The sequence below is a fragment of the Albibacillus kandeliae genome, assembly GCF_003116585.1.
Classification (GTDB): domain Bacteria; phylum Pseudomonadota; class Alphaproteobacteria; order Rhodobacterales; family Rhodobacteraceae; genus Albibacillus; species Albibacillus kandeliae.
Genome location: NZ_QEHM01000001.1, coordinates 749994 through 769374, shown reverse-complemented (window position 1 = coordinate 769374; position 19381 = coordinate 749994). Strand labels below are relative to the sequence as shown.

The following is a 19381-nucleotide window of genomic DNA, read 5'->3' as shown; positions in this document are numbered from 1 at the left end:
GCTCGGCCTCCGTCCGGGTTTCGCCGTCAGTCGCGATAGCCGGCGTCGTCGTAGCGTCGCAGGCGGTCAGGCAGATCGCGCTCAACGCGATCGCGAATGTCGTCAGCCTTGTCATGGTCGCGCTCCTCTGCGCTGTTACGCTCCGCCTCGCGGCCCTTGGAACGCTGGCGGGCCCCATAGGCCCCGATCCCGAGCACCGCGGCGATCGCGGTGATGATCAGGGCCAGCAGATCCCCGGAGAGCGAGCTGATCACGTCCGTCCTCCGCGGGCCTTCGCGAACCGACTGGCCGCGAATGTTCCGGCAAAGGCTGCAACTCCGCCGAGAAGGGTGGCGACGCTCTCGAGGTGGAACGTCACCGTTCCGGCCTCTGGGTCGAACACAGCGAGCCCCTGCCCGGCCAGAACGCCGGCGGCGAGGTAGAGAAACATTCGGATGTAGAGCATGGTCAGGCCTCGTTTGTGGTGATGACGGTGTCGCCCGGCGTCAACCTCGGCAGGTAGATCGGCCGCACGGGGTAGGTTGCCGGCCAGCGGCACCCCTTCAGCTGCCTCAGCTTGGAGATCCTGCTTACGCTGACGGAATCGGACTGGTTGCCGCCCTCGGCGTACCAGTGGGTGTCATCCTCCCCGACGAGGAAGAAGACGTGACCACCGCCGTTCCGCTCGATCGAACAGACGGCACCGTAGGTTGGCGGGCTGTCGACCCCGAAGAGCCCCCAGTTCAGTGCCCAGTAGGGGTTCTGGCCGAGGGCGCCGGGGAACGGCTCATCGGGCAGCGCGATGCGAATACAGGTCTCGATGAAGTCACCGCACCAGGGAAGCTTGGCCGGATCACCGAGGGCACGGCCGTCGCTCTTGAGAAAGGCCTTCAGCCTCTCGTTATCGCGCCGCTCGTGCCAACCCATGACGCTGTCTGCCACTGCCATCCAAGGCAGCTTTGCCTCGGTGACGAGCTCGCGCTGCGCCATCCATGCGGCATCCAGGGCGCCGAGGGTGATCGGCCCAACATAGGGCCGGGCCCGCAGGCCCCTCGTGCGTTTGAATGCAACGATGGCGGCCGAGGTCAGCGGACCGCACACGCCATCGATCGGCCCCGGATTGAATCCGAGGTCGGCCAGCCGGGTCTGCACCCGGCGCCAGTCGATTTCCATGGAGTTACCCTTGTTTTCGCCGAAGCAGGTCGGTGAGGTAGGACGTCCAGATCGCGCCGTTCACGGCTGTGATCATCGGCATCCAAGTGAATGTTCTGGGCGTACGATAGTTGGCGAGCAGCTCGGCCTGCCCCGCTGCGTGAACGATGAGCCCGCCCGCCAGGAAGGCGAGCCAGACGCGCATCATCCCGTGGATGCCGATGCCCACCCGATACCGCAGCACGAGTGCCAGCAGCATCAGCGCCGAGATAGGCTCAACGATCAGAAGAGCCAGACTGAAGATCATTGCCCCTTCCCTCCTCTCGCATTGATCCGGAGAACTTCCTTTGCGAGCTCCACCATCCAGTCGGTGCTGCTCATGAGACGCGCGGAAAACTCGAGGATGAACCACACCGAGAAGCCGGCCACGGCCGAGCGTGCAAGCGTGTGGTCGAAGTCTTCCCCGGCCAGGCCGCCGAGAAACCAGAGGTCATCGACGATCGGGGAGAAGATCGCCCCCATCACGATGCCTATCCACAGGCGGTAGAAGGCATTCTTGGTGCCCGCCGGTGCCACCATGATCATCGAAGCGATGACCCCGAGCGCCGCGCCGAGCGCGCGCGCAATCCAGCGCGCCTCGTCGCCGAAGTAGTCATTCATGCTGAGTTCCTGTGAGTTTGTCTGCTCTTGGTTTTCGTTCAGAAGCGCGCGGCCAGGTCCACCACGGCCGTCGGCAGTGCCGGCCAGTTCGCGTCATCAGCAGGATCGTCCCCGGCGACGGCCATCGGCTCCCAGGCGGCGCGCATATCCTTGATCCACTGGACCGATGCCTGAAACGCCAGCTGCTCGGCGGGATCGAGGGCGCCGGACGCTGACGCCCCGATGATGTTCATTTGCGTGGCCTCGCTGGCGACAGCCAGGATGCGCCGGCGGCACTCGGCGCGGGCGACTTCCTTCCGGGCGTCGGTGTCCCGGGCAAGGCTCTCGGCCGAGCGGGAGAAACTGAGCGCGGTCATGCTGTCACCTCGAAGCGAAGGATTGGCGACTCGAGGAAGGGCGCCGGAGCATCAACCTCGATCTGATAGGTGCCCGGATCGGTCAGGCTGATCGTGACATCTTCCGCCTCGGTCGCGGTGTGCTCGCCCATCAGTTCGTTTCCGACCAGGTCGAAGGTCCGGATTTTCGTGCCTTCCGGACATGCCTCGATGAACACGGTGGTAGCATCCAGCAGCACAGGGATCGGGCCGTCAGGGCGCTGGGTGAGGTAGGGCAGCCCATCGGCCCTGATCTCGCGCCAGCAGCGGGTCGCCGTCAGGAGGTTCCACCTGAACTCGCAGATGACCTGTGTCGCCGGGTCGCTGAACTCGCTCGGGTGCACCGCGACCAGACTGCCTTCCGGGGCGGTCCGGTTCATTGCGACGGTGACGAAGTCGTTCTCATCCAGTGTGACGCTGCGCGGCATGCTCACCTCCTCGGCGAAGAGAGGACCGACAGGCCGATCCTGCGGACGTTGTCGCGGTCATAGGTGCCCTGGGAGACAGTGACGGTGTCCTCGACGTCGTAGGCATAGAAGCGCCAGCGTACGTCCTCGACGTCGTAATAGACCCGTTCCACCACGCCTTGCCGCTGCACCCATGCGTTCGTTTCGGCACTGCCGCTGTCGAAGATGGTGATCCAGCTGCCCCACGTCCCGCTGACCCTCGTGGCGTGCTGGATGATGTAGCCGGTCCGGCGAACATGATAGGTGAAGATGCCCCCAGCCTCGGTCGTCCATGCCTCCTGGTTTCGCACCTCCGCAGTTGCGCTGATGGTGAACAGGACGTCACCATTCGGGGCAACATAGTCACCGGGATTGGCATAGGAGACGAAGTTCTCGAATGTCTCGCTGAGCGTGATGACGGTCCCAAAGGCCTGCTCGACCAGCTGTACCGAGCCGTTGTTCCAGAAGGCGTCGCCGTCGGTTACCGCGCCCTCCTGAAGGCCGATCCGGTCAATGCTATCGGTGAAGATGGCATAGCCCGCGCTGGTGATCGCCCAGCCTTGTGTGCCGCGGTCGGTAATCACACCAGACCCGTCGATGGTCCCATCGAAGGCGGTCGACGTCAGGTCACCACCGAACACGGCGAGCCCGGCCGCCGAGAAGCTGATGGTGTCGATCTTGTCGACATCCACGGCGCCCGTCGCGATGTAGTCGCCGTCGATGATTGTGCGGCCATAGTTCGGGTTGAACCGGTCGTCGCCATCATAGGAGCAGATGACCACGTTCTCGCCGGTGTTGGCGACGGTCAGGTCGTTGGACGACTGCAGGGTGGTGCCGCCTCGGGTCCAGTAGATGTAATAGACCCCCGATCCGGGCGTATAGGTGTAGGTTCCGGCCGTGATGGTGCGAACGCTCTCCGTCCCGTTGTTGTCGATGTACTTGATCTTGCCGCTGGTCCAGCTGAGCACCTGACCGCTGCGCGAGAAGCTGATGCCGGTGATGTTCAGGCCGCGCAGGCCGATCTGGAGCTTGTTCGCCGTGACCGTCCCGGCCTGGATGTTGTTCGCGTCAAAAGTCCCGCCCGTGCCGTAGCGCCAGTTGGCAAGCGTGGTCGAACCCGAGATCGTGATCTTGCCAGGGTCGATCTTCGTCGCGCCGGCGTAGACGTTGATCCGGGCGCCGGGGTCATCGGCGCGCGCCTCGACCGTCGAGAGCGCGGTACCAGACACGAGGACAGATCCAGAGAGAGTGGTTCCGGCCGTCAGCTTTGCGGCACTCAGGTCCGAGATCTTGGCGTTCGTGATGATGGCGTTTGCGATCTGCGCGGTGCCCGTGATCACCGCGGTATCCGTGACCAGATGGTTGCTCCGGATCGTGCCATCGACGACCAGGTTGCCCGCGTTCTTCCGCCGCACCGCGATGCGACCGAAGTTGACTTGCGTCGCGGTGCCGTCGCCGCCCTTCACCAAGCGGATCCGCGCATAACGAAACTTGGCGCCGGTCCCGTCACCGTTGCTGTCCGATGGAACCGTCAGGCTGTTCTTTACCCGAGACACGCCAGTGGTTGTCGCCTCGAGACCCACAAAAGCGGTGGTGCCAGAGAAGTCCGGCGTGTTGCTCACCTGAAGCTGAAGCCGGGCGGCACCGGTCGTTCCGTTCTGGATACTGGCCGTGAAGTCGATCCAGAACTGCTCCCCTCTCGTACCGTCCGGCGCCACATAGTCGGGGTCTACCTCGAACACATCATCCGAGGGTGCATAAGCAGCAACACCTGCGGTTCCGGACACCCGGATCACATTCGTTGACAGGAAAGATGCGTTGAAGCTGCCGAGGTACGTCGCGCTGGCGTTGGAGATATAGCTCGTGTCGGTCTGGTCCTCGTCCTTCCAGAGGTTGGTGAAGTCGCCGACGCCCACCTTGCTGGCCACGATGGCATGTGCGGCCAGCTGATCAACGCCGATGGCACCGGCCGCAATCTGTCCCGCGACCAGCTGGCCAATGACGTCGCCCGCCTCGACCTTCAGAACGTATTCGGCCCCATCCCAGTAGTAGAGCTTGCCGCCGTAGTAGATCGTGTTGGTCGACTTCACAGTCGGGAGCGATCCACCGGTTTCGATGGAGACCGGCTCGATGCCGCTGGCGAAGGAGGTTTCGTTGACGATGCCCTCGATCATCTCGGGGGTGATCGCGACACCGTCCGAGGTCGTGGCCGCCGCGCCGGCGGACCAGGCGGAGCGGTTTCCCGAAGTATCCACCGCCCGCACGAAGACATAGCGGGTCTGGCCGTTGTCGAGGCCTGAAATGACGCCCCGCGTGGCGAGCGTCTTGATCACCGGCGACGTCGGGTTCGTGCCGGGCGTAGTGCTCGTCGTCTTGTAGCAGACCTCGTAGTGCGAGAGGTCGGCATTGGTCACGCCGGTGAACTCGAACCAGATCGACCCGAAGCCCGGGCTGAGCGTCGGGGTGCCAGGCACATCTGGCGGCGTGGCGTCGGCGGCACTGGTGATCGCAGAGGCGGATGTCCAAGCGGACTTCTTGCCCAGTGCAGAGACGCCGCGCACCCGGACCGAGAAGCCCACGTTCGGGCGTGTCACCCACTCGTAACGCAGGCCCGCCGCCGGGAAGACAACCTCAGTTCCGCCCGATTCCGTGATGCCGAGTTCATAGCTGACCGCACCGGCGGCCGCCGCCCAGGTTGCAACGACATGGGCTACCCCGTCTGCCGGTAGGGACGTGGAGAGCGCAAGGCCGGTCGGGACGGCGGAGTCGCTCACGTCCGAAGCGAAGTCGTCTCCCGTCAGTCCCGCGTTACCAGTGGTGACGCTTTCCCAGTCCGACCACTCGGAGTCCTGACCATCCTGCGGGATCAGTTTGACCCGCGCCTCGTAGGTGGTCTGCTTTACGATCCCCTCGGACGTCTTGACCTGGCCGACTGGCCCGCGCAGCGCGGTGCCGTCACATACCGGGGACAGGGTCCCGGGCAACCGGACCTCGAAGGTGATCCCGATCACCTCCTCCTTGCCCGCCTCGTTCCATTCGATCTTGAGCGCGGGGCGCCGATCGTTGTCCCCCCCGTCTTTCACGGTGCTGGCGGACAGGGTCCAGTTCGTCACGGTAAACGGTTCGGGCAGCTGCACCACAAGGCTCGTCGTGGGCTGCGGCAGGGCGCTGGCCGGGTTCCAGTCATAGTCGCCGGAATCCCGCTCTTTCAACGACACCGCCGGCTTACTGGTCAGCAGCGGGTCAACCATCTTCGCGACCTCGAACACCTTCGAGGTGTAGCCGTTGCGCAGGCTGGTCCAGGAGACCGAGTCGAGCGGCTCGAGCGGGATGGCATCGGGGGCCAGCGTGAGGTTGTGCCGGCGCATCCGGCGCTCTTCCTCGATGTAGCTGACCATGAGGCGCTGCACCTGCTTGGCATATGGCGCGGCCGCAAGCGTCAGATCCGCGACCAGCCTTTTTCCCCCATCCTCAGCCTCGTAGGTTTCATTGTAGCGCGGGGGTGCCTCATTAACGTTCCAGGCGCTGTCCGGATCAGGGAAGCTGCCATGCACGCCATTGTAGATCTCGGTGATGCCAGGAAAAGGATCGAAGTGCTGGCTTTCCCGGACGTTCACATCCTCATCCGAGAAAAAGTACACTGGCAGCCCCGGACCGCCGCAGCGCGCCTTCCACACGCCCCCAATCTCGCAGACCTGCCCCGCCCCGGCCTTCAGCAGCTCCTCGAGCACCGATGCCGGCTCATCCGAGACGAAGACTTCGTAGCTTGAGCGGTAGGCATTCTCGTAGACGTCCGCCTCGGCCTCAACCTGTGCGTCGGCGGCGTTCATGGCGGCGAACCAGTTCGAGAGAGGCAAATCCTCTTCATCGAAGCCTCCGCCCCAAACATCGCCACTCGGCAGTTCGATGCCGCGCATGATATTGTAGGACTGGACGTAGTTGTTTTCGCTCTGCTCCCACGTCGAGGGATCATTCCAACGATGACTGCCGGTGCCGCCGACCGTGGAATCCTTGCGCGGGTCGTAGAGAGGAATGCCGCCCATGATGAACCGGACGGATGGGAAGCTACCAGAAAACAGCTTGCGGCTATGCCTGAAGGTGACGACAGCATAGCAGATGCCGGAGCCCACCATGTCAGCCGTCCACGGCCGGTCCGGGTCCTCTCCGAAGTTGTCGACGAGCCTCTGGTCAGCGGTGGTCTGGGTGCCATCGTAATAAGTGACCCAGCCATAGCCGTCGTATTTGTCCCCAAGCGGAAATCCGTGGGTAATGCCCTGCCCGTCGGTGAACTCTTCCTCGCCGATCGGGACCGGCTCACCGTTCACCTGGATGCCTTCAAGGGTCTGGCCTGGAACGTCGCCCAACTCGATCACGTAAACGAGCAGAGCGTTCGGGACGTCGTTCCACTTCTTGTAGGTCATCGGCGGCGCGACGAACTTGCCCTCGGTCGCGTACTTGCCAAGGATGAACGAAGCCGGCGTTGTAGCACCGGTCATCGTCTGCTCGGTTCGAATTCCCGGATCCCGCGCAGCCGCCGGACCGCTCTGAAGCGCGACGGACAGGGCGGAGATCGCGACCGTCGAGAGAAGCTTGCCAACGAATGTCGTCGTCAGGAACTTGCCGAAGGTCGCGCCGGCCAGCCAGGCATTCGTGAGAAACGTAGAGGCAGTGACTGCTGCGGCAGCGCCACCGCCAATTGCTCCTACGACGAATGCTGCGACTGGGGGCATCTCAGACCTCGAATACTTTGTGGGCCCGCAGGAGCGGGTAGATAGCAATCCGCGCAGGGGTCAGCAGGTAGATGCCTTCCCCCTGGACGATACCTAAGGCTGGGCCATCGGACGTAGGCACTGCCGCGCCGTCGCCGACACCGGCGAAGGCGACAGGCTTCTCCTTCAGATGATGCGCGGCGAGTGCGACGTGGTCCTCGAACCCGTCCTTCTTAAGGATGCGGAGACCGCCGAGGGTTGTGCTGTAGCGCCCGCGATAGGGCGCGGCATAGTCTTCGCCCGTCATGGCCTCGACACCGCCCGCAAGGAACAGGGCGCAATCGTGCTCGCCTTCCTTGAACGGCCGCCGCGCAGCGCGCACGAGATAGCTCATGAGCCGCGGTTTCCAGTCGGGGAGCCGCTTCATCGACCCGGGTCCTCACGGCGCGGTGTCTCTTCCTTCTCCTCCGATCCGGTGCCCGGCTTGGCGGCTTTGAGACCACCCCAGATCGTCTCGATCGAACCCGCAACGGCTGTGTACTGCCGGAACTTGTCTGTCGGGCTGCGCGCCAGAAGGCTCTGGTCCGACTTTTTCACCGCGAGCGACTTGGTCAGCCTGTAGGAGGCGCTGAGTAATTCCACTGTCGCCTCTGCAGCACCGCCGGCGGCCGGGGTGACAATTTCGACAGTGTTCACCAGACCCTTGAAGACGCGCATCGGTTCGGCCAGCAGGTTGCCCGTCATCTTGTCGAAGTAGGCCATGTGCATCTCGGCTGGCGCCAGCCGGGGGTCATATCCGCGCAGCGCCTGCTGAACCTCAGGCGCGATAGAAGAAAAGACGAGTGTTTGACTGCGCACACTGAGGCCAACCACGGAATCGAGCGGGTCAGTCCTGAGCAGTGTCCCGGCCCCATAGTAGGTCCGGGACTGCCCCCCGATCGAGAACTCGAAGTGATCGACACCCGTCCAGAGACCAATGGCCTCCAGTTCCGAGGTCTCCCGGTTCTTCGCCTCGATCCAGACAAGCAGGCCGGCAGCAATACCCTCGCGGGCCGCGAACTGAGCGAGGACGGCAGGATCAAATGTACGCATGGATCAACGCAGGGTCTGGACGAATTCGAAGGACAAGCCGCGCTTCTTGACGTTGCGGGCGGTGAACGGCTGCGCCGAGGACGGAACGATGACCGCCTTGCAGAACGGGCGCAGAAGCTCGACTGGGGCCGAGACGGCAGCGCCGGGACGGAGAGGCGGCACCACCTCGAAGAGAGGTGTGATCCCATCTCCGGACGCCACGGCGCCGGTGACGACGCTGTGCAGGGCGTAGCGGATCGGGCTGCTGCCGTAGGTGAACGAAAGCATGTCGCCCGGCGTCAGTTCATAGCCGACCGGCAGGCCGGAGATCCGCATTTCGCGGTTGTTGCTCTCGAGCTGATAGATGACTGGCGAGGACCCGGAGAGGTTGGAGCCATCGGGATCGGCCGCCGGCGCGGTGCAGGAGATGTCCCAAGCGAGGAAGGATGCGCCGGTGGCCTGCAGGAGCGCGATCTGGGACGAGAGCCTGCGACCTTCGGCGAGGCTGGCATGTTCAACCATGCAGCTGCCCCGCCAAAGGCGCGGGCCCAGGTCGTCGCGGATGATCGATCCATCCCCCAAGCCGGAAATCTCGACATTCTCGGAGAGGTAGAAGGTCTGCTCGGTGATCCGCGCTGCACCCAGAAAGGTGTCGCGATCGAGCGGAAACGAAAGTGGCATCCGTTACCTCCGGCGCGGGTTCTTGTTGATTTCCTGGACGCGGACCGGGAGGACATCGCGACTGAATTGGCTGAAGCCGGACTGGCTGATCTGCACTGCAGTGTTGTTGGCCTGCTCGAGGATGGTTGCCACCAGCCCCTCTCCGAGGTCGATCAGGACACGGGTGACGCCTCCCTGACTTGCGCCGCGTGCGACCTCGCTACGTGAGAGAACACGCTCGCCGGTTTGCAGGATGGCTGGCACCTCGTCGTGCGCCAGGACATCGCCTCCGGAGTGATATCGCTTCGCACCAAGGAACAGCTCGGCAGGAACGCTTCTTGGTGACCCACCAGCCCCGACGACACCACCAGAGTGGAACAGGCTTGCGACCGCGTTGCTAAGCCCGCCTCCGGACAGGAAGTCGGCGACAGGTCCCAGGATGGTCTGCCTGAACTTCAGCACCGCGAGATCCGCGACCATGGACTGGATCAGGCTCTTGAAGTCCGTTTTGCCAGTGCTTACGAACTCGCGGAAGGCACCCTCGGCACTCTTGAAACCACCGACGAGGGCATCTCCGATATCAGAGCCGACACGCTTTGCATCCTCGGCGTACTCAGCCAGAGCCCTCGTGACAGCGCCCCAGCCGTTCTTTTCCTTGTCGAGCTCGATGACGAGATCACGAACCTGCTTCTTCTGAGCGTCGGTTGCCCCGGTGAGCTTGTCGGCATACTCGAGCATCTGCTTCTTGATGGGATCGGTTTCACGCAACACCGCCAACTCATTCTTGAGCGACTTCACAAGCGCGTCGACTTGATCCTTCTGGCCCCCCTTGGCGTCCTCATCCTTCCTGTTCTTCGCATTCTTGACCGCCTGGCCCTGCACCGAAGTGTAGAATTCGCCCAGAGGATCGCTGTTCAGGATTGCGTTTTGCCGGTCCCGATAGGCCTGCAGACCTTCAGCATATCTCTTCGTGGCCGCGTCGCTCGCCACCATCGCGTCGTTACCGACCTCGTTGAAGTAGGTCGACGCGCTGTTCAGCCCCTGAGGGGCAGCAAGGCTCGTCCCAAACACCGAGTTGAGGCCAGATGTCACCTCTTCGAGGAACTTGTAGAGGCCAGAGGTCATATCGTTCAGCGCGTAGAACACGTAGCCCTTGGCCTTCTGCCAAGCACTGTCGAAGGCACTCGGGACGACAGTGATCGCGTATTTGATATCCTCTACAACCAGCTGAATGCCCTTGATCACCCCGTTGCCGGCCCAGACCACGCCTTCGACCACCTCATCCCAAACCGTAGAGAACCAGCCGGAGATCGCGTCGACCGCTGGCTTGATCCAGTCTCGAATTCCACGGCCGATGACCTGAAAGACTGCAAGCGCAGTGTCCCCAAAACCGACCGTCACTTTCTGCGCATCGTTGATCTCATGGGTAAGCCCAGCCACCGCCACGGAACCGAGCCCCACGGCCACAGCAAGCGGAGCAAACCGGGTAACAACCCCGCCCACGACACGCCCAAGATCCTTGAAGAGACCGCCTAGGCCGCCATTGCCGGCACCATAGATTTGCGCGATCTGCGTCCCCTGCTGAGCAAGAACCAGAAGAGGGTTCATCCCACCGGCGAGCGAAACACCGATATCGTTCACCTGGTAGAAGAGCTGCTGCATCCTGAAGGACGTCGCCCGGGTGGCAGTCGAGAGCTGTTGAACAGTGCGCGTTTGCCCCTTGAAGGCCGCGATGCTGTTGAGGGAGGCGGTGCGCGCCCGGGAGATCGCCGCAGCCATTTCGTCAGCCGACAAGGCACCCTCGAGGTGCGCCGAGCGAATTTCCGACACCTCCGAGCGGTACTGCCGGATGACGCTGAACACCGGGTTGAACTTGGCCCGCAGGTCGTCGAGCGCCTGCCCTTGGCGCAGATATTCAGCCGTGCTCTGGCCGATTGCAGGGCTGACGCCCACCATGCGATTGATCTGATCCGCCAGACCTGATGCGGCGACTGCGGAGGACCTCATTCCCGCAGCGCCACGCGCGGCGGCGACAGCCATCTCTTCGTGGCGCTGGCGAGCCTGCAGCGCCTTCACCTCGACGGCCTCCAACCCCGCAGAGGTGACGTAAGCGGCGTCAGTGACGCTCTTCAGCGCCTCTTGGCCAGACACTCCGATACCGCGAAACTCCGCCTGCAGCTGAGCTCCCCCAACTGCAGCGAAGCGGACGGAAAACCTCTTCTCACGCATCGACTGCCGCGCCCTGTTCGTTCATGCGGTTGATGGCAATGGTTTCCAGGTCAGGGAGGAACTCAGCCATCACGACCCTGTCGATGCCCATGGCATCCCCAACGGCGAAAACCGCATTGAAGTCCCACCCCACGATTTTGACTGACATGCCACTTGCGACCCTGACCTGGCTTCTGATCTTCCGGACCAGCGCCCAGACCTGCCTGCCTTCTACGGTTTCCGGCCCGAGCTCTTTTTCTGGGCACTCTTTGCAGACCCGCGGACACGCCGCGCAGTAGGCTGCGCCCCCTCCGAAGTGCCAGTCAGCGAGGGCGCAGAGACGTTTTTTTCCCGCTGCACGGTCAGCCACTTCGAGAGATACTTTTCGCCGAAGGCCTCATAGATCGGCTGAATGCCGATGAAGGCATCAACTCGGTCCGGGGTGACGGGCGCCGGCGTTCCGTCCGGATCCGCGACACCCTCCCACCCCTCGATGACGAGGCGGCCGACGGCGCGCGCAAAGAGGACGCCGGCCTTGCCATGCGCCTGAAGAAGAGCGGGAGACATCTTGGCGTCTTCGCCGCCGGCCGCCTCGATCAGCTCGAGGATCTGCTCGCCGTGCTCGAAGAGGGTATCATCCCCCTTTGCCTCCTCGATGACGTCGGCAAAGGCGGGACGGGCGATGATCACAATCGCGGGGTCACCATCTTCAGTAGGGGGAAAAAGTTCATACCGCTCCGAGGCGGTGGAAAGATTCAGACGCATTACTGCTCCGTTCAGGATGGGTTGCTGTAGCCGGCCATGTCGTTGACCAGGATCGCGCTGCACATCACGCCTTCGATGGGATCAAGCGCTGCTTGCCAGGCGAATGTCGCCTGCATGCCTCCGGGCCCCTCGATCGGGAGCCGCGGTTTCGGAAGGTAGACCGCGTGAGCGATGAGGTTGAAGCTGTTGTCGCTGTCGATCGTGTAGCCGAAGTCGAGCTCACAGGAACTGCCGTCAACGGCCTGATCCAGCAGCGCCGTCGTAGCGAACCGCACGACGATCTCACCCGAGAGCATTGCGACGCTCTCGTCGGCGCCATCGATTTTGCCATCATCCCGGATGGTTTCGACGGGGTCGAGGTTGTTGGTGTAGGTGATCTGCCCGGAAACGACGTTCCCGAGCAAACTGCCGTCCCGCTTGATCGCCCCGTTGAACGGACCGAAGCGCTGGAGCACCAGCTCCTCGAGCGTACCGGCGGAACTCGATGTGGCCGGGGTCTCGCCTTGCGAGATGCAACTGACCGTCGCAGTCACAAGCCCGGACCGCTGCATCGACCAGTTGATGCTGTTGGCCTTCACCCCGGTGTTCATCCGGAAAGAGGGAACCTCGGGGTTCTGCAGCTCGATCGACATGCTCGGCAGAGCATCGCCCCCGGACTTGAACAGGTGAGAATAAGGGGCCGACGCGCCCGTGGTCACCGGAGCGCCAAACAAGGCCTTGAGCCAGATGCCCAGGAAACGCGTATCCAGCGGCACCACCACGTCTCCGTTTGCGGTGATTGCATCCTTGGAGGGCGGAAGCGGATCGCGACCATATCCAAGAAGCTCATTGCCAAGAAGCGGCTGCTCGCTGCCGAGGGTGCTGCTGGCGAATGGCATCTTCCAGAAGGCATTGGCCGCTGGAGGAGTACCGTAGACAGATTCAAACCCCAGCGCCATTTGAGCGCGGGAGCCACGTGCACGTGACATCTCAGGTTCCTTTCGGTTGTTAGATCAGCGGATCGCTGGTCGTGTAGGTGATCCGCACCGGGATCAGGGCCGCCTTCACGGACAAGGCGCCTGCGAAGGGCAATTCCGAAGGTTCGGGGGCATCAGCCTCAACCCAGTCACAGAGCCCCCCTAAGGTTCTGTCCGCCGCCAGGACCGTGCCAAGCGCTACTTTCAAGGCGTCAAAGTCTGTGTCGACGTCCTCAGACTGGGCGAAGATCTCCACCTCTGCCTCGTGCTCGTAGGTATAGGAGGGCGGCGACATCAGCACCTCCGGCGCACCGGGGTCACCATCTCGCAGGATGACCAGCCCACCGTCAGGCACCTCCACGGGGACATCCACATTTCGCAAGACACTTGGCCCCACCATGGTCTGCAGTCTCGCGAGGAGCGCAACCAGAACAGTCTCGGATGTGCTTGCCATCCCCTACCCCTTCCAGCGCGCAGCAATCCGACCCGGGATGGTTTCCGCAACTCGCTCCGCGAGCTTGGTCAGGCTGGTGCGCTTCTTCAACTTGACCTGCGGCATCAGAACAAAGATCGGCACGGTTTGAGCGCCCGACAGGATGCCATCCGACTTTCGACGCCGCCCCCCCTTGCGCCCAGCACGCCCACGCTTGTCGAGCCGAGCATCGTCAGCGACGAGCAATGGAGGCTTGCCAGGCCGGGCCACAAACCGGAGCCGAACGCCCGTCTTCTGCTCCCATTCCTTGGGAGATGGCCGCTTGCCACCGCGACCGCTTCGAACCTTGCCGGCAGAAGGTAATGGGATCGCGAGCCAACGGCCGCTGGATGAAACAATCAGCGTACCCTCTTCGTGCGCCGCGATGATTGCCGGTGCCTTCGACCAGATGGAGGCAGCGGCATCGAAGCTGCCTCCTCGCGCCGGGTAGGTCGCACCGCGAACCGTATAGGCCAGCTTCTTACCAAGCCCCGCCGCGGTGATATCCTTGCGCCAGGCGGTCTTGAGCTCGTCTTCCACCTCCGCCATGGCCCCGCGAACCGCAATTTCTCCACGCTGCGAAACGCCGATCCAGTGCTTGAGATGGTCTCTCTCGTTCCCGACAACCACCAACTTCATTGGCTGACCTCGATAGGACAACGAACCATGGGAGCGCTCAGGTCGACGGCGCCGTACTCAGGACAACCTTCAGCCGCCGCTTGTCCCTGACGCGATGGGATTTGACTTTGCGGCGCTCACCAGCCACCTCGAGGATCGCACCGGCACTGTAGCCAGCGAAGTCTCCAGCCCTGATCTCGAAGACGCCACCGGCGTCGATAATCTCCGTCTGCCCAAACGAAAGCTCCTGATCCTCCTGCGAAGGAAGGACCAGGACATCGTTCGCTGCGCCGTCAGGATCGAGGACCGCCGCGATGCCGAACTCTTCGAACACGGCATCGACACAGAGCTGAGGCGTGAACATAAGCTGGTTACTCAGCTCTTGCCGGAGCCCGACGCAGCCTTCTTGGCCGCCCCGGCTTCTTCAGCTGCCTTCTCGGCTGCTGCCTTCTCGGCCTCGGCCTTCTCCGCTTCGGCCTTTTCGGCGGCTGCCTTTTCAGCGGCTGCCTTCTCGGCTTCGGCCTTCTCGGCCGCCGCTTTCTCGGCTGCCTTTTCAGCTGCTGCCTTCTCCGCTTCGGCCTTTTCAGCCGCGGCCTTTTCGGCTGCCAGCTTTTCAGCGGCTTCGGACGGTGCCGAGCCGACCTTACCGACACCTTCTTTCTTGATCGCGGCCGCGATATCCGCCGGCACGAAACCCTGCCATCCCGCAGGCAAACTGCGACGCGTATCAGCATCAAGATCATAGGTGAACTGGCGCCGCATTTTGACCCAAACGTCGTTTTTCTTGACCATCGTGCCCTCCATTCGGACTGGGAATGAGACCCACGCGAAGGATCCGCGTGGGTCGAAGTGCTGTCAGCTAACGCTGGCTCAGGTCGAGGTGTGGCCGCGAACCAGGACTGCGGGACGGAGGCACACCGGAAGGGTCTGCATCATGACCTCGACGTCGACGAAGCGATCCTCCTGACGATCCGGGAAGACGGCCGAGTAGAACTCCTGCCCGGGCTGGTTCACCATGCCCATGTAGTCTGCGGACCCGTTGAACTGGCGGAAGGTCTGGCGCGTCCCGATCGGGAAGAAAGTCGCCTCGGCCGCCGGAACGAACTTCCGGGTAACGGTCGTTCCGTCTTCCTGCGGGACGGGCGCCTCGGCAAGGTACTTCTCCCAGGTGATGCCCTTCCAGCTGAAGCCGCGCGAGACATTCTCACGTTCAGGATTGGCCCCCTGGGCATTCTCGAAGTAGCGGTAGCGCTCGCGGAAGTCCTCGTGCCCCATCAGCTTGTCCCAGAAGGTGGGACCACACAGCGCGCCGACGCTGGTCATCACGTCGCCGACCAGGTTGATACGGATGTGGTCTACAACCGCCTCGGCTTTGGCGCCGAGATCGACAGTGCTGCCGAGATCGAAATCCACGGATTTGCGGGTGATGCCGTACTCGTCGAACAGATCAACGATCTCGGAACCATCTGCGTCCAGCACGATACCCTGCAATGCGCCGCAGCGCAGGAATTCGCGGGTCACGTCCGTGCTGCTGCGCAGCTCCATCTGGCGGTCTGCGACCTCGCCAGCAACCTGCTTCAGCTCGCTTTCGGAGCCGAATGCGCGGATTCCGTCGATGTCATCGGCCGTAACGCGCGATTTCAGGCCAAAGCGCTCGGTGCTGAGCATGCGCAGCTTGCGTTTGCCGCGCGTCGCGCCCGGGAGCGGGGTGCCACGCGACGACGAGTTGATGAGCTGCAGCACGCCGTTATGGGACTCGAGGGAGAAGCTCACCCCCCGGATACCCTTTGGCGAGAACAGGCCCATCTGGCCGACACGACCCCATTGGTTGGGGATTTCGCGGACCGCTTCCGACAGCTCGATGGCCCGAAAAGCGTCATTCTGGAAAATGTTGATATGGGCCATCAATTGGCTCCTTTCATGGTGTGCACCAAGAGGCGCGATGGTGGTGTTAGGTTTCGGGACCTCAGGCCTCGGTGATGCCGAGGGCCTTGAGGGCAGCCATAGCGGCGTTGCGCTTGGTGGCGTTGTCGTAGGTGGCATCGAAGGTGAGCCCGCCACGACGAACGGTGGCATGACGCGCGATGACGACAGCGCTGACATCAGCGCTTTCTGCAGCGGCGTCATTCAGCAGCACAGCTGCTGCATCTTCAGAGCCATCGGCAGCATCTTCCTCCGAGAGGACATACTTGCCGGTCGCGGTAACCTTCCCGAGGACCGAGCCGGATTCGAGGTCTGCACCGGCCGCGATGGTGACTTCGTCGCGGCTGTAGAAGCTGTTCTCCTCGAACATCAGCCAATCACCCGGGGTCTTTCCTTCCGTAAGGGTGGTCATAGTCTAGTTCTCCGTTCTGGGGTTCAGGTGAAGCGCCCTGATGGGCGCCACGGTTCAGTTGAAACGAGACTTGAGGGCGGACTTCACAAGGTTCTCGCCACCCGCCGAAGCGGCCGGAATGTCGAGATCCGTGTCATCCGACGAGAGGACCGCGCTCAGGCCGCCGCTGGCCGCCTTGGGTGCCGCAGCCAAGTGGAGCTTCGCCTCTTCCGCGGACATATCGCTGTTGAAGGCCAGGCTCTTCGCCAGCTCCTCGCGCCCCTTCGCCTCATCGGCGTTCAGAATGGACGCGATGCGCTTTTTCTGGTCCACTGCGGCCGGTTCGGCGGGAGCGGAAGCGAGAGCTTCGGGTTGATCCGCGCCCACGCTCGCATCATCGGCATCTTCGTCCGGAGCGATGATCTGCTCGGCTTCATCTTCCGGAGTCGCGACTTCATCCTCCGGCGCATTGGTTTCCACCTTGGTCATGGGCATCAATCCTTTCTGGGTTGCCATGGCGGACGGCTGGCGCCGCCCGGAAGTTTCTGAAACGAACCGCTCGAAGGCCTCGCGGGGGTTGGCCACCTCATCGGCCAAACCTGCGGCCACCGCGTCGCTGGCGAGAAGGCAGCGCGCTTCGGTCGAAAGTGCCGCCTCGACGGAGAGGCGGTCCCCACGGCCGCTTGCCACCGTCTCGGCGAAGATGACCCGCAGGCTTTCCATCTCCTGCTCGAGCTCATCCCGGACGCTGTCAGGCAAAGGCTCGTAGGGATTGGCATCCCCCTTGTGCTGACCGGCGGCAATGATGGTGACCTTCACCCCCATCTCTTCCAGTTGCCGGCTGTAGTCGGCATGCATGCAGATGACGCCGATCGACCCCACCCCACCCGTACGCGGGACAATGATCCTGTCCGCCTGGGAAGCGATGGCGTAGGCCGCCGAATATGCGTGATCCGCGACAAAGGCCTGCACCGGCTTGGTTTCTCGAACCTCACGGATCAGGTCCGCAAGATCGAAGCATCCGGCAACCTCGCCACCGTGACTGTCGATCTCCAGGGCAATCCCCTCGCAGAACTGGGCGCTCGCCGCCGCCTCGATCTGCGCGGCGATACCCTCATAAGAGGTTTCGCCAGAGTAGCTTCCGATCCACGCGCCGCGGTGAACCAGCACCCCGGTGATGGGAATGACCGCAACGTTGTCGATCATGCGGTAGGCGTCGCGCCGCCCGGACCGGATTTCCTCCCCCAGCCGATTATCCAGAAGCGAGGCGTACGGCTTCCTCGACGGCGCCACATCGGCATCGATCTGCCCGCCATCGATCTCCACGGATGTGCCGTCGAGTATCCGTGGACCAAGGCCGAGAACAAAGGAGGCGGCTTTCGAGCGCGCAGCCAGAAGCGGCGTGTGAAACACACGCTGCGCAATCTGTGGATATTTCATTGGTTTCAGTCCTCTGGCGAGAATTGCTGCGTGGCGTTATGGCCGATGAGTTTGGCGAAGCTCTCACGGATGGGATGCAGCGTTCCTTCGGGCATGATGGAGATCTCGCGCTCGATCTGCTCGATATTGTCCGCGAAGTCGGTCCCCGTAAGCTCCGCCGCCTCGTCTTCCAGCGTCGACATGCCGAGCGCCACCCGCATTGCGGCGGCCTGCGCCTCCTTGACCGGGTCGACGAACCCTTTGCCGGGTCCGATCCATTTCGCCCGCGAGTATGCGGACCAGTTGGCGTAGAAGTCGGGGGCACCCTTCGGGAGCTCGATATGACCATCCATGATCTGCTCCTCGAGCCAGGCCATGACGAAGGGCTGGCAGAAGCCTTGGGCGAACGCGACGCGGCGCGACGTCCAACCGCGCCAGATCTCGATCATTGCTGCCCGAGCGCTCGAGTAGTTGGTCTTGGACCAGTCGCTTGCCAACTGCTCGTACGAAATACCGAGCCCCGAGGCGACATTGCGAAGCACCGCGGCCTCGAAGTCCGCGAACTGCGCTGCGGGCCGCGCCGTCTGCACCATCCCGATCTCGTCGTTGGGATAGAGCATCGAGACCCGGGAACCGCCCAGGCGAATACTGTTCTGGTTGTAGAACTGCATCCGCTCTGCTTGCATCTTGAGGAAGCCGTCGCCGCCGTTCTCCTCGAACATCTCATCGACGACCTCCGGGCCCATGGGGCTCTTGATAAACGCGGCCAGAACCGCGTTGATCACCGCCGCCTGCAGTTCGACCTTGGAGTAGTGATCCTCCATGCGGAGCTTTTCCACGATCGGCGCGAGGCGAGATACGCCTCGTGTTTGGCCATCCCGCAGCTTGTCGAAGAAGTGGATGACCTGAGGACGTCCAGTTCGAGCTTCGCGCCGGATCCGCTTCCACTGGAAAGGGTTGCCTTCGACCCACTGCGAATTTGGGTGCCCTTGCCGAAAGTTGTAGGCCCAGGCCGCGCCGTCGCGTGTCAGGTCGATCCCTCCGCGAAGGAACTGCGTGTCCGGACCGTCCGAGGGATTGCTCAGAAGGTCAGGATCAACAATCCGAAGGGTCGTGTGAAACGGCCGCGAGGGTTTCCAACCGACGAGACCGATACCTTCCCCCTCCACCAAGTAGGACCGATAGGCCGTCCCGAACATCTGCGGGATAGTCTGAGTCCTCGTCGTGTCGGCAAACTTGCGCGGGTCATCCGCGTATGTGCGCCAGCGGGCGCCGAGCACTTCCTTGAACTCCTTCGCCCATTCCGGGCTGAGCTCAAGCGCTCGCCAATCAGGCTTGAAGAACGGGCGGAAGCTGCTCCCGATGATCCCGTCGATCTCTTTCGCGACAGCGCCGCTCGCCCAACCGTTGTTTCTGACCAGGTCCCGGGATCGCGCGGTGATCCGGGTGCGACCCGGTCCAATCTCGGCATCCGGGGGTAGGCTCGAGGGGTGGAACCCCTGCATGGTGTCCACCCCGGCATCGCCAGCGACATAGGGCGCGGTGCCATTGAAACCGGCGTCACGCATCGCACCAGGC

At 63.1% G+C, this 19381-nt stretch carries 23 protein-coding genes; all 23 read right to left on the bottom strand.

What is annotated here, in order from left to right; all coding sequences use genetic code 11:
* Positions 1–26 precede the first annotated feature (26 nt).
* Positions 27–254, bottom strand: coding sequence for a hypothetical protein (locus tag DDT93_RS03635; protein WP_109464418.1), 228 nt, complete (start codon positions 252–254; stop codon positions 27–29).
* Positions 251–445, bottom strand: coding sequence for a hypothetical protein (locus DDT93_RS03630; RefSeq protein WP_109464417.1), 195 nt, complete (start codon positions 443–445; stop codon positions 251–253). Before DDT93_RS03630 ends, DDT93_RS03635 begins: the two co-directional genes overlap by 4 nt.
* Before the next feature lie 2 nt (positions 446–447).
* Positions 448–1152: an NlpC/P60 family protein gene (locus tag DDT93_RS03625; protein WP_109464416.1), complete on the bottom strand. Its 705-nt coding sequence runs from the start codon at positions 1150–1152 to the stop codon at positions 448–450.
* A 4-nt stretch (positions 1153–1156) separates the two neighbouring features.
* Positions 1157–1438 (bottom strand): hypothetical protein, encoded by a 282-nt coding sequence (locus tag DDT93_RS03620; RefSeq protein WP_109464415.1) that lies wholly within the window; start codon positions 1436–1438, stop codon positions 1157–1159.
* The gene (locus DDT93_RS03615; RefSeq protein WP_109464414.1) at positions 1435–1791 is read right to left on the bottom strand and encodes a DUF6107 family protein; all 357 of its coding nucleotides are present in this window, start codon (positions 1789–1791) and stop codon (positions 1435–1437) included. The genes DDT93_RS03620 and DDT93_RS03615 overlap by 4 nt, the downstream gene beginning before the upstream one ends.
* A gap of 38 nt (positions 1792–1829) precedes the next feature.
* Entirely contained in the window at positions 1830–2147 is a 318-nt protein-coding gene (locus DDT93_RS03610) for a hypothetical protein (RefSeq protein WP_109464413.1), read from the bottom strand.
* Positions 2144–2593, bottom strand: coding sequence for a hypothetical protein (locus DDT93_RS03605; protein WP_109464412.1), 450 nt, complete (start codon positions 2591–2593; stop codon positions 2144–2146). Before DDT93_RS03605 ends, DDT93_RS03610 begins: the two co-directional genes overlap by 4 nt.
* 2 nt (positions 2594–2595) lie before the next feature.
* On the bottom strand, positions 2596–7341 hold the full coding sequence (locus DDT93_RS03600) for a phage tail protein (RefSeq protein ID WP_109464411.1): 4746 nt from the start codon (positions 7339–7341) through the stop codon (positions 2596–2598).
* Between the two features lies 1 nt (position 7342).
* Positions 7343–7747, bottom strand: coding sequence for a DUF6950 family protein (locus DDT93_RS03595; protein ID WP_109464410.1), 405 nt, complete (start codon positions 7745–7747; stop codon positions 7343–7345).
* Positions 7744–8412, bottom strand: a complete 669-nt coding sequence (locus DDT93_RS03590) for a hypothetical protein (protein ID WP_109464409.1) — start codon at positions 8410–8412, stop codon at positions 7744–7746. The genes DDT93_RS03595 and DDT93_RS03590 overlap by 4 nt, the downstream gene beginning before the upstream one ends.
* A 3-nt stretch (positions 8413–8415) precedes the next feature.
* Positions 8416–9072, bottom strand: a complete 657-nt coding sequence (locus DDT93_RS03585) for a hypothetical protein (protein WP_109464408.1) — start codon at positions 9070–9072, stop codon at positions 8416–8418.
* Between the two features lie 3 nt (positions 9073–9075).
* Positions 9076–11280 carry a phage tail tape measure C-terminal domain-containing protein gene (locus DDT93_RS03580; RefSeq protein ID WP_109464407.1) on the bottom strand — a complete coding sequence of 735 codons (2205 nt, stop codon included), beginning with the start codon at positions 11278–11280 and terminating at the stop codon, positions 9076–9078.
* On the bottom strand, positions 11273–11428 hold the full coding sequence (locus tag DDT93_RS26395) for a DUF7697 family protein (protein ID WP_157960092.1): 156 nt from the start codon (positions 11426–11428) through the stop codon (positions 11273–11275). Before DDT93_RS26395 ends, DDT93_RS03580 begins: the two co-directional genes overlap by 8 nt.
* 62 nt (positions 11429–11490) lie before the next feature.
* Positions 11491–12024: a hypothetical protein gene (locus DDT93_RS03575; RefSeq protein WP_109464406.1), complete on the bottom strand. Its 534-nt coding sequence runs from the start codon at positions 12022–12024 to the stop codon at positions 11491–11493.
* Between the two features lie 11 nt (positions 12025–12035).
* Positions 12036–12992, bottom strand: a complete 957-nt coding sequence (locus DDT93_RS03570) for a phage tail tube protein (protein WP_109464405.1) — start codon at positions 12990–12992, stop codon at positions 12036–12038.
* A 19-nt stretch (positions 12993–13011) separates the two neighbouring features.
* Positions 13012–13434 carry an acyl-CoA transferase gene (locus tag DDT93_RS03565; RefSeq protein WP_109464404.1) on the bottom strand — a complete coding sequence of 141 codons (423 nt, stop codon included), beginning with the start codon at positions 13432–13434 and terminating at the stop codon, positions 13012–13014.
* 3 nt (positions 13435–13437) lie between these two features.
* Entirely contained in the window at positions 13438–14091 is a 654-nt protein-coding gene (locus DDT93_RS03560; protein ID WP_109464403.1) for a DUF6441 family protein, read from the bottom strand.
* Positions 14092–14128: 37 nt separating this feature from the next.
* Positions 14129–14434 carry a head-tail joining protein gene (locus DDT93_RS03555; RefSeq protein WP_109464402.1) on the bottom strand — a complete coding sequence of 102 codons (306 nt, stop codon included), beginning with the start codon at positions 14432–14434 and terminating at the stop codon, positions 14129–14131.
* 11 nt (positions 14435–14445) lie between these two features.
* Complete coding sequence (locus tag DDT93_RS26700; protein WP_198654757.1) at positions 14446–14862, bottom strand: hypothetical protein; 417 nt, start codon at positions 14860–14862, stop codon at positions 14446–14448.
* A 78-nt stretch (positions 14863–14940) separates the two neighbouring features.
* Positions 14941–15975, bottom strand: coding sequence for a major capsid protein (locus DDT93_RS03545; protein ID WP_109464401.1), 1035 nt, complete (start codon positions 15973–15975; stop codon positions 14941–14943).
* Between the two features lie 61 nt (positions 15976–16036).
* Positions 16037–16405, bottom strand: coding sequence for a head decoration protein (locus tag DDT93_RS03540; protein ID WP_109464400.1), 369 nt, complete (start codon positions 16403–16405; stop codon positions 16037–16039).
* A 54-nt stretch (positions 16406–16459) separates the two neighbouring features.
* Positions 16460–17824 (bottom strand): S49 family peptidase, encoded by a 1365-nt coding sequence (locus DDT93_RS03535; protein ID WP_109464399.1) that lies wholly within the window; start codon positions 17822–17824, stop codon positions 16460–16462.
* Between the two features lie 5 nt (positions 17825–17829).
* Positions 17830–19371, bottom strand: a complete 1542-nt coding sequence (locus DDT93_RS03530; protein WP_109464398.1) for a phage portal protein — start codon at positions 19369–19371, stop codon at positions 17830–17832.
* Between the last annotated feature and the right edge of the window lie 10 nt (positions 19372–19381).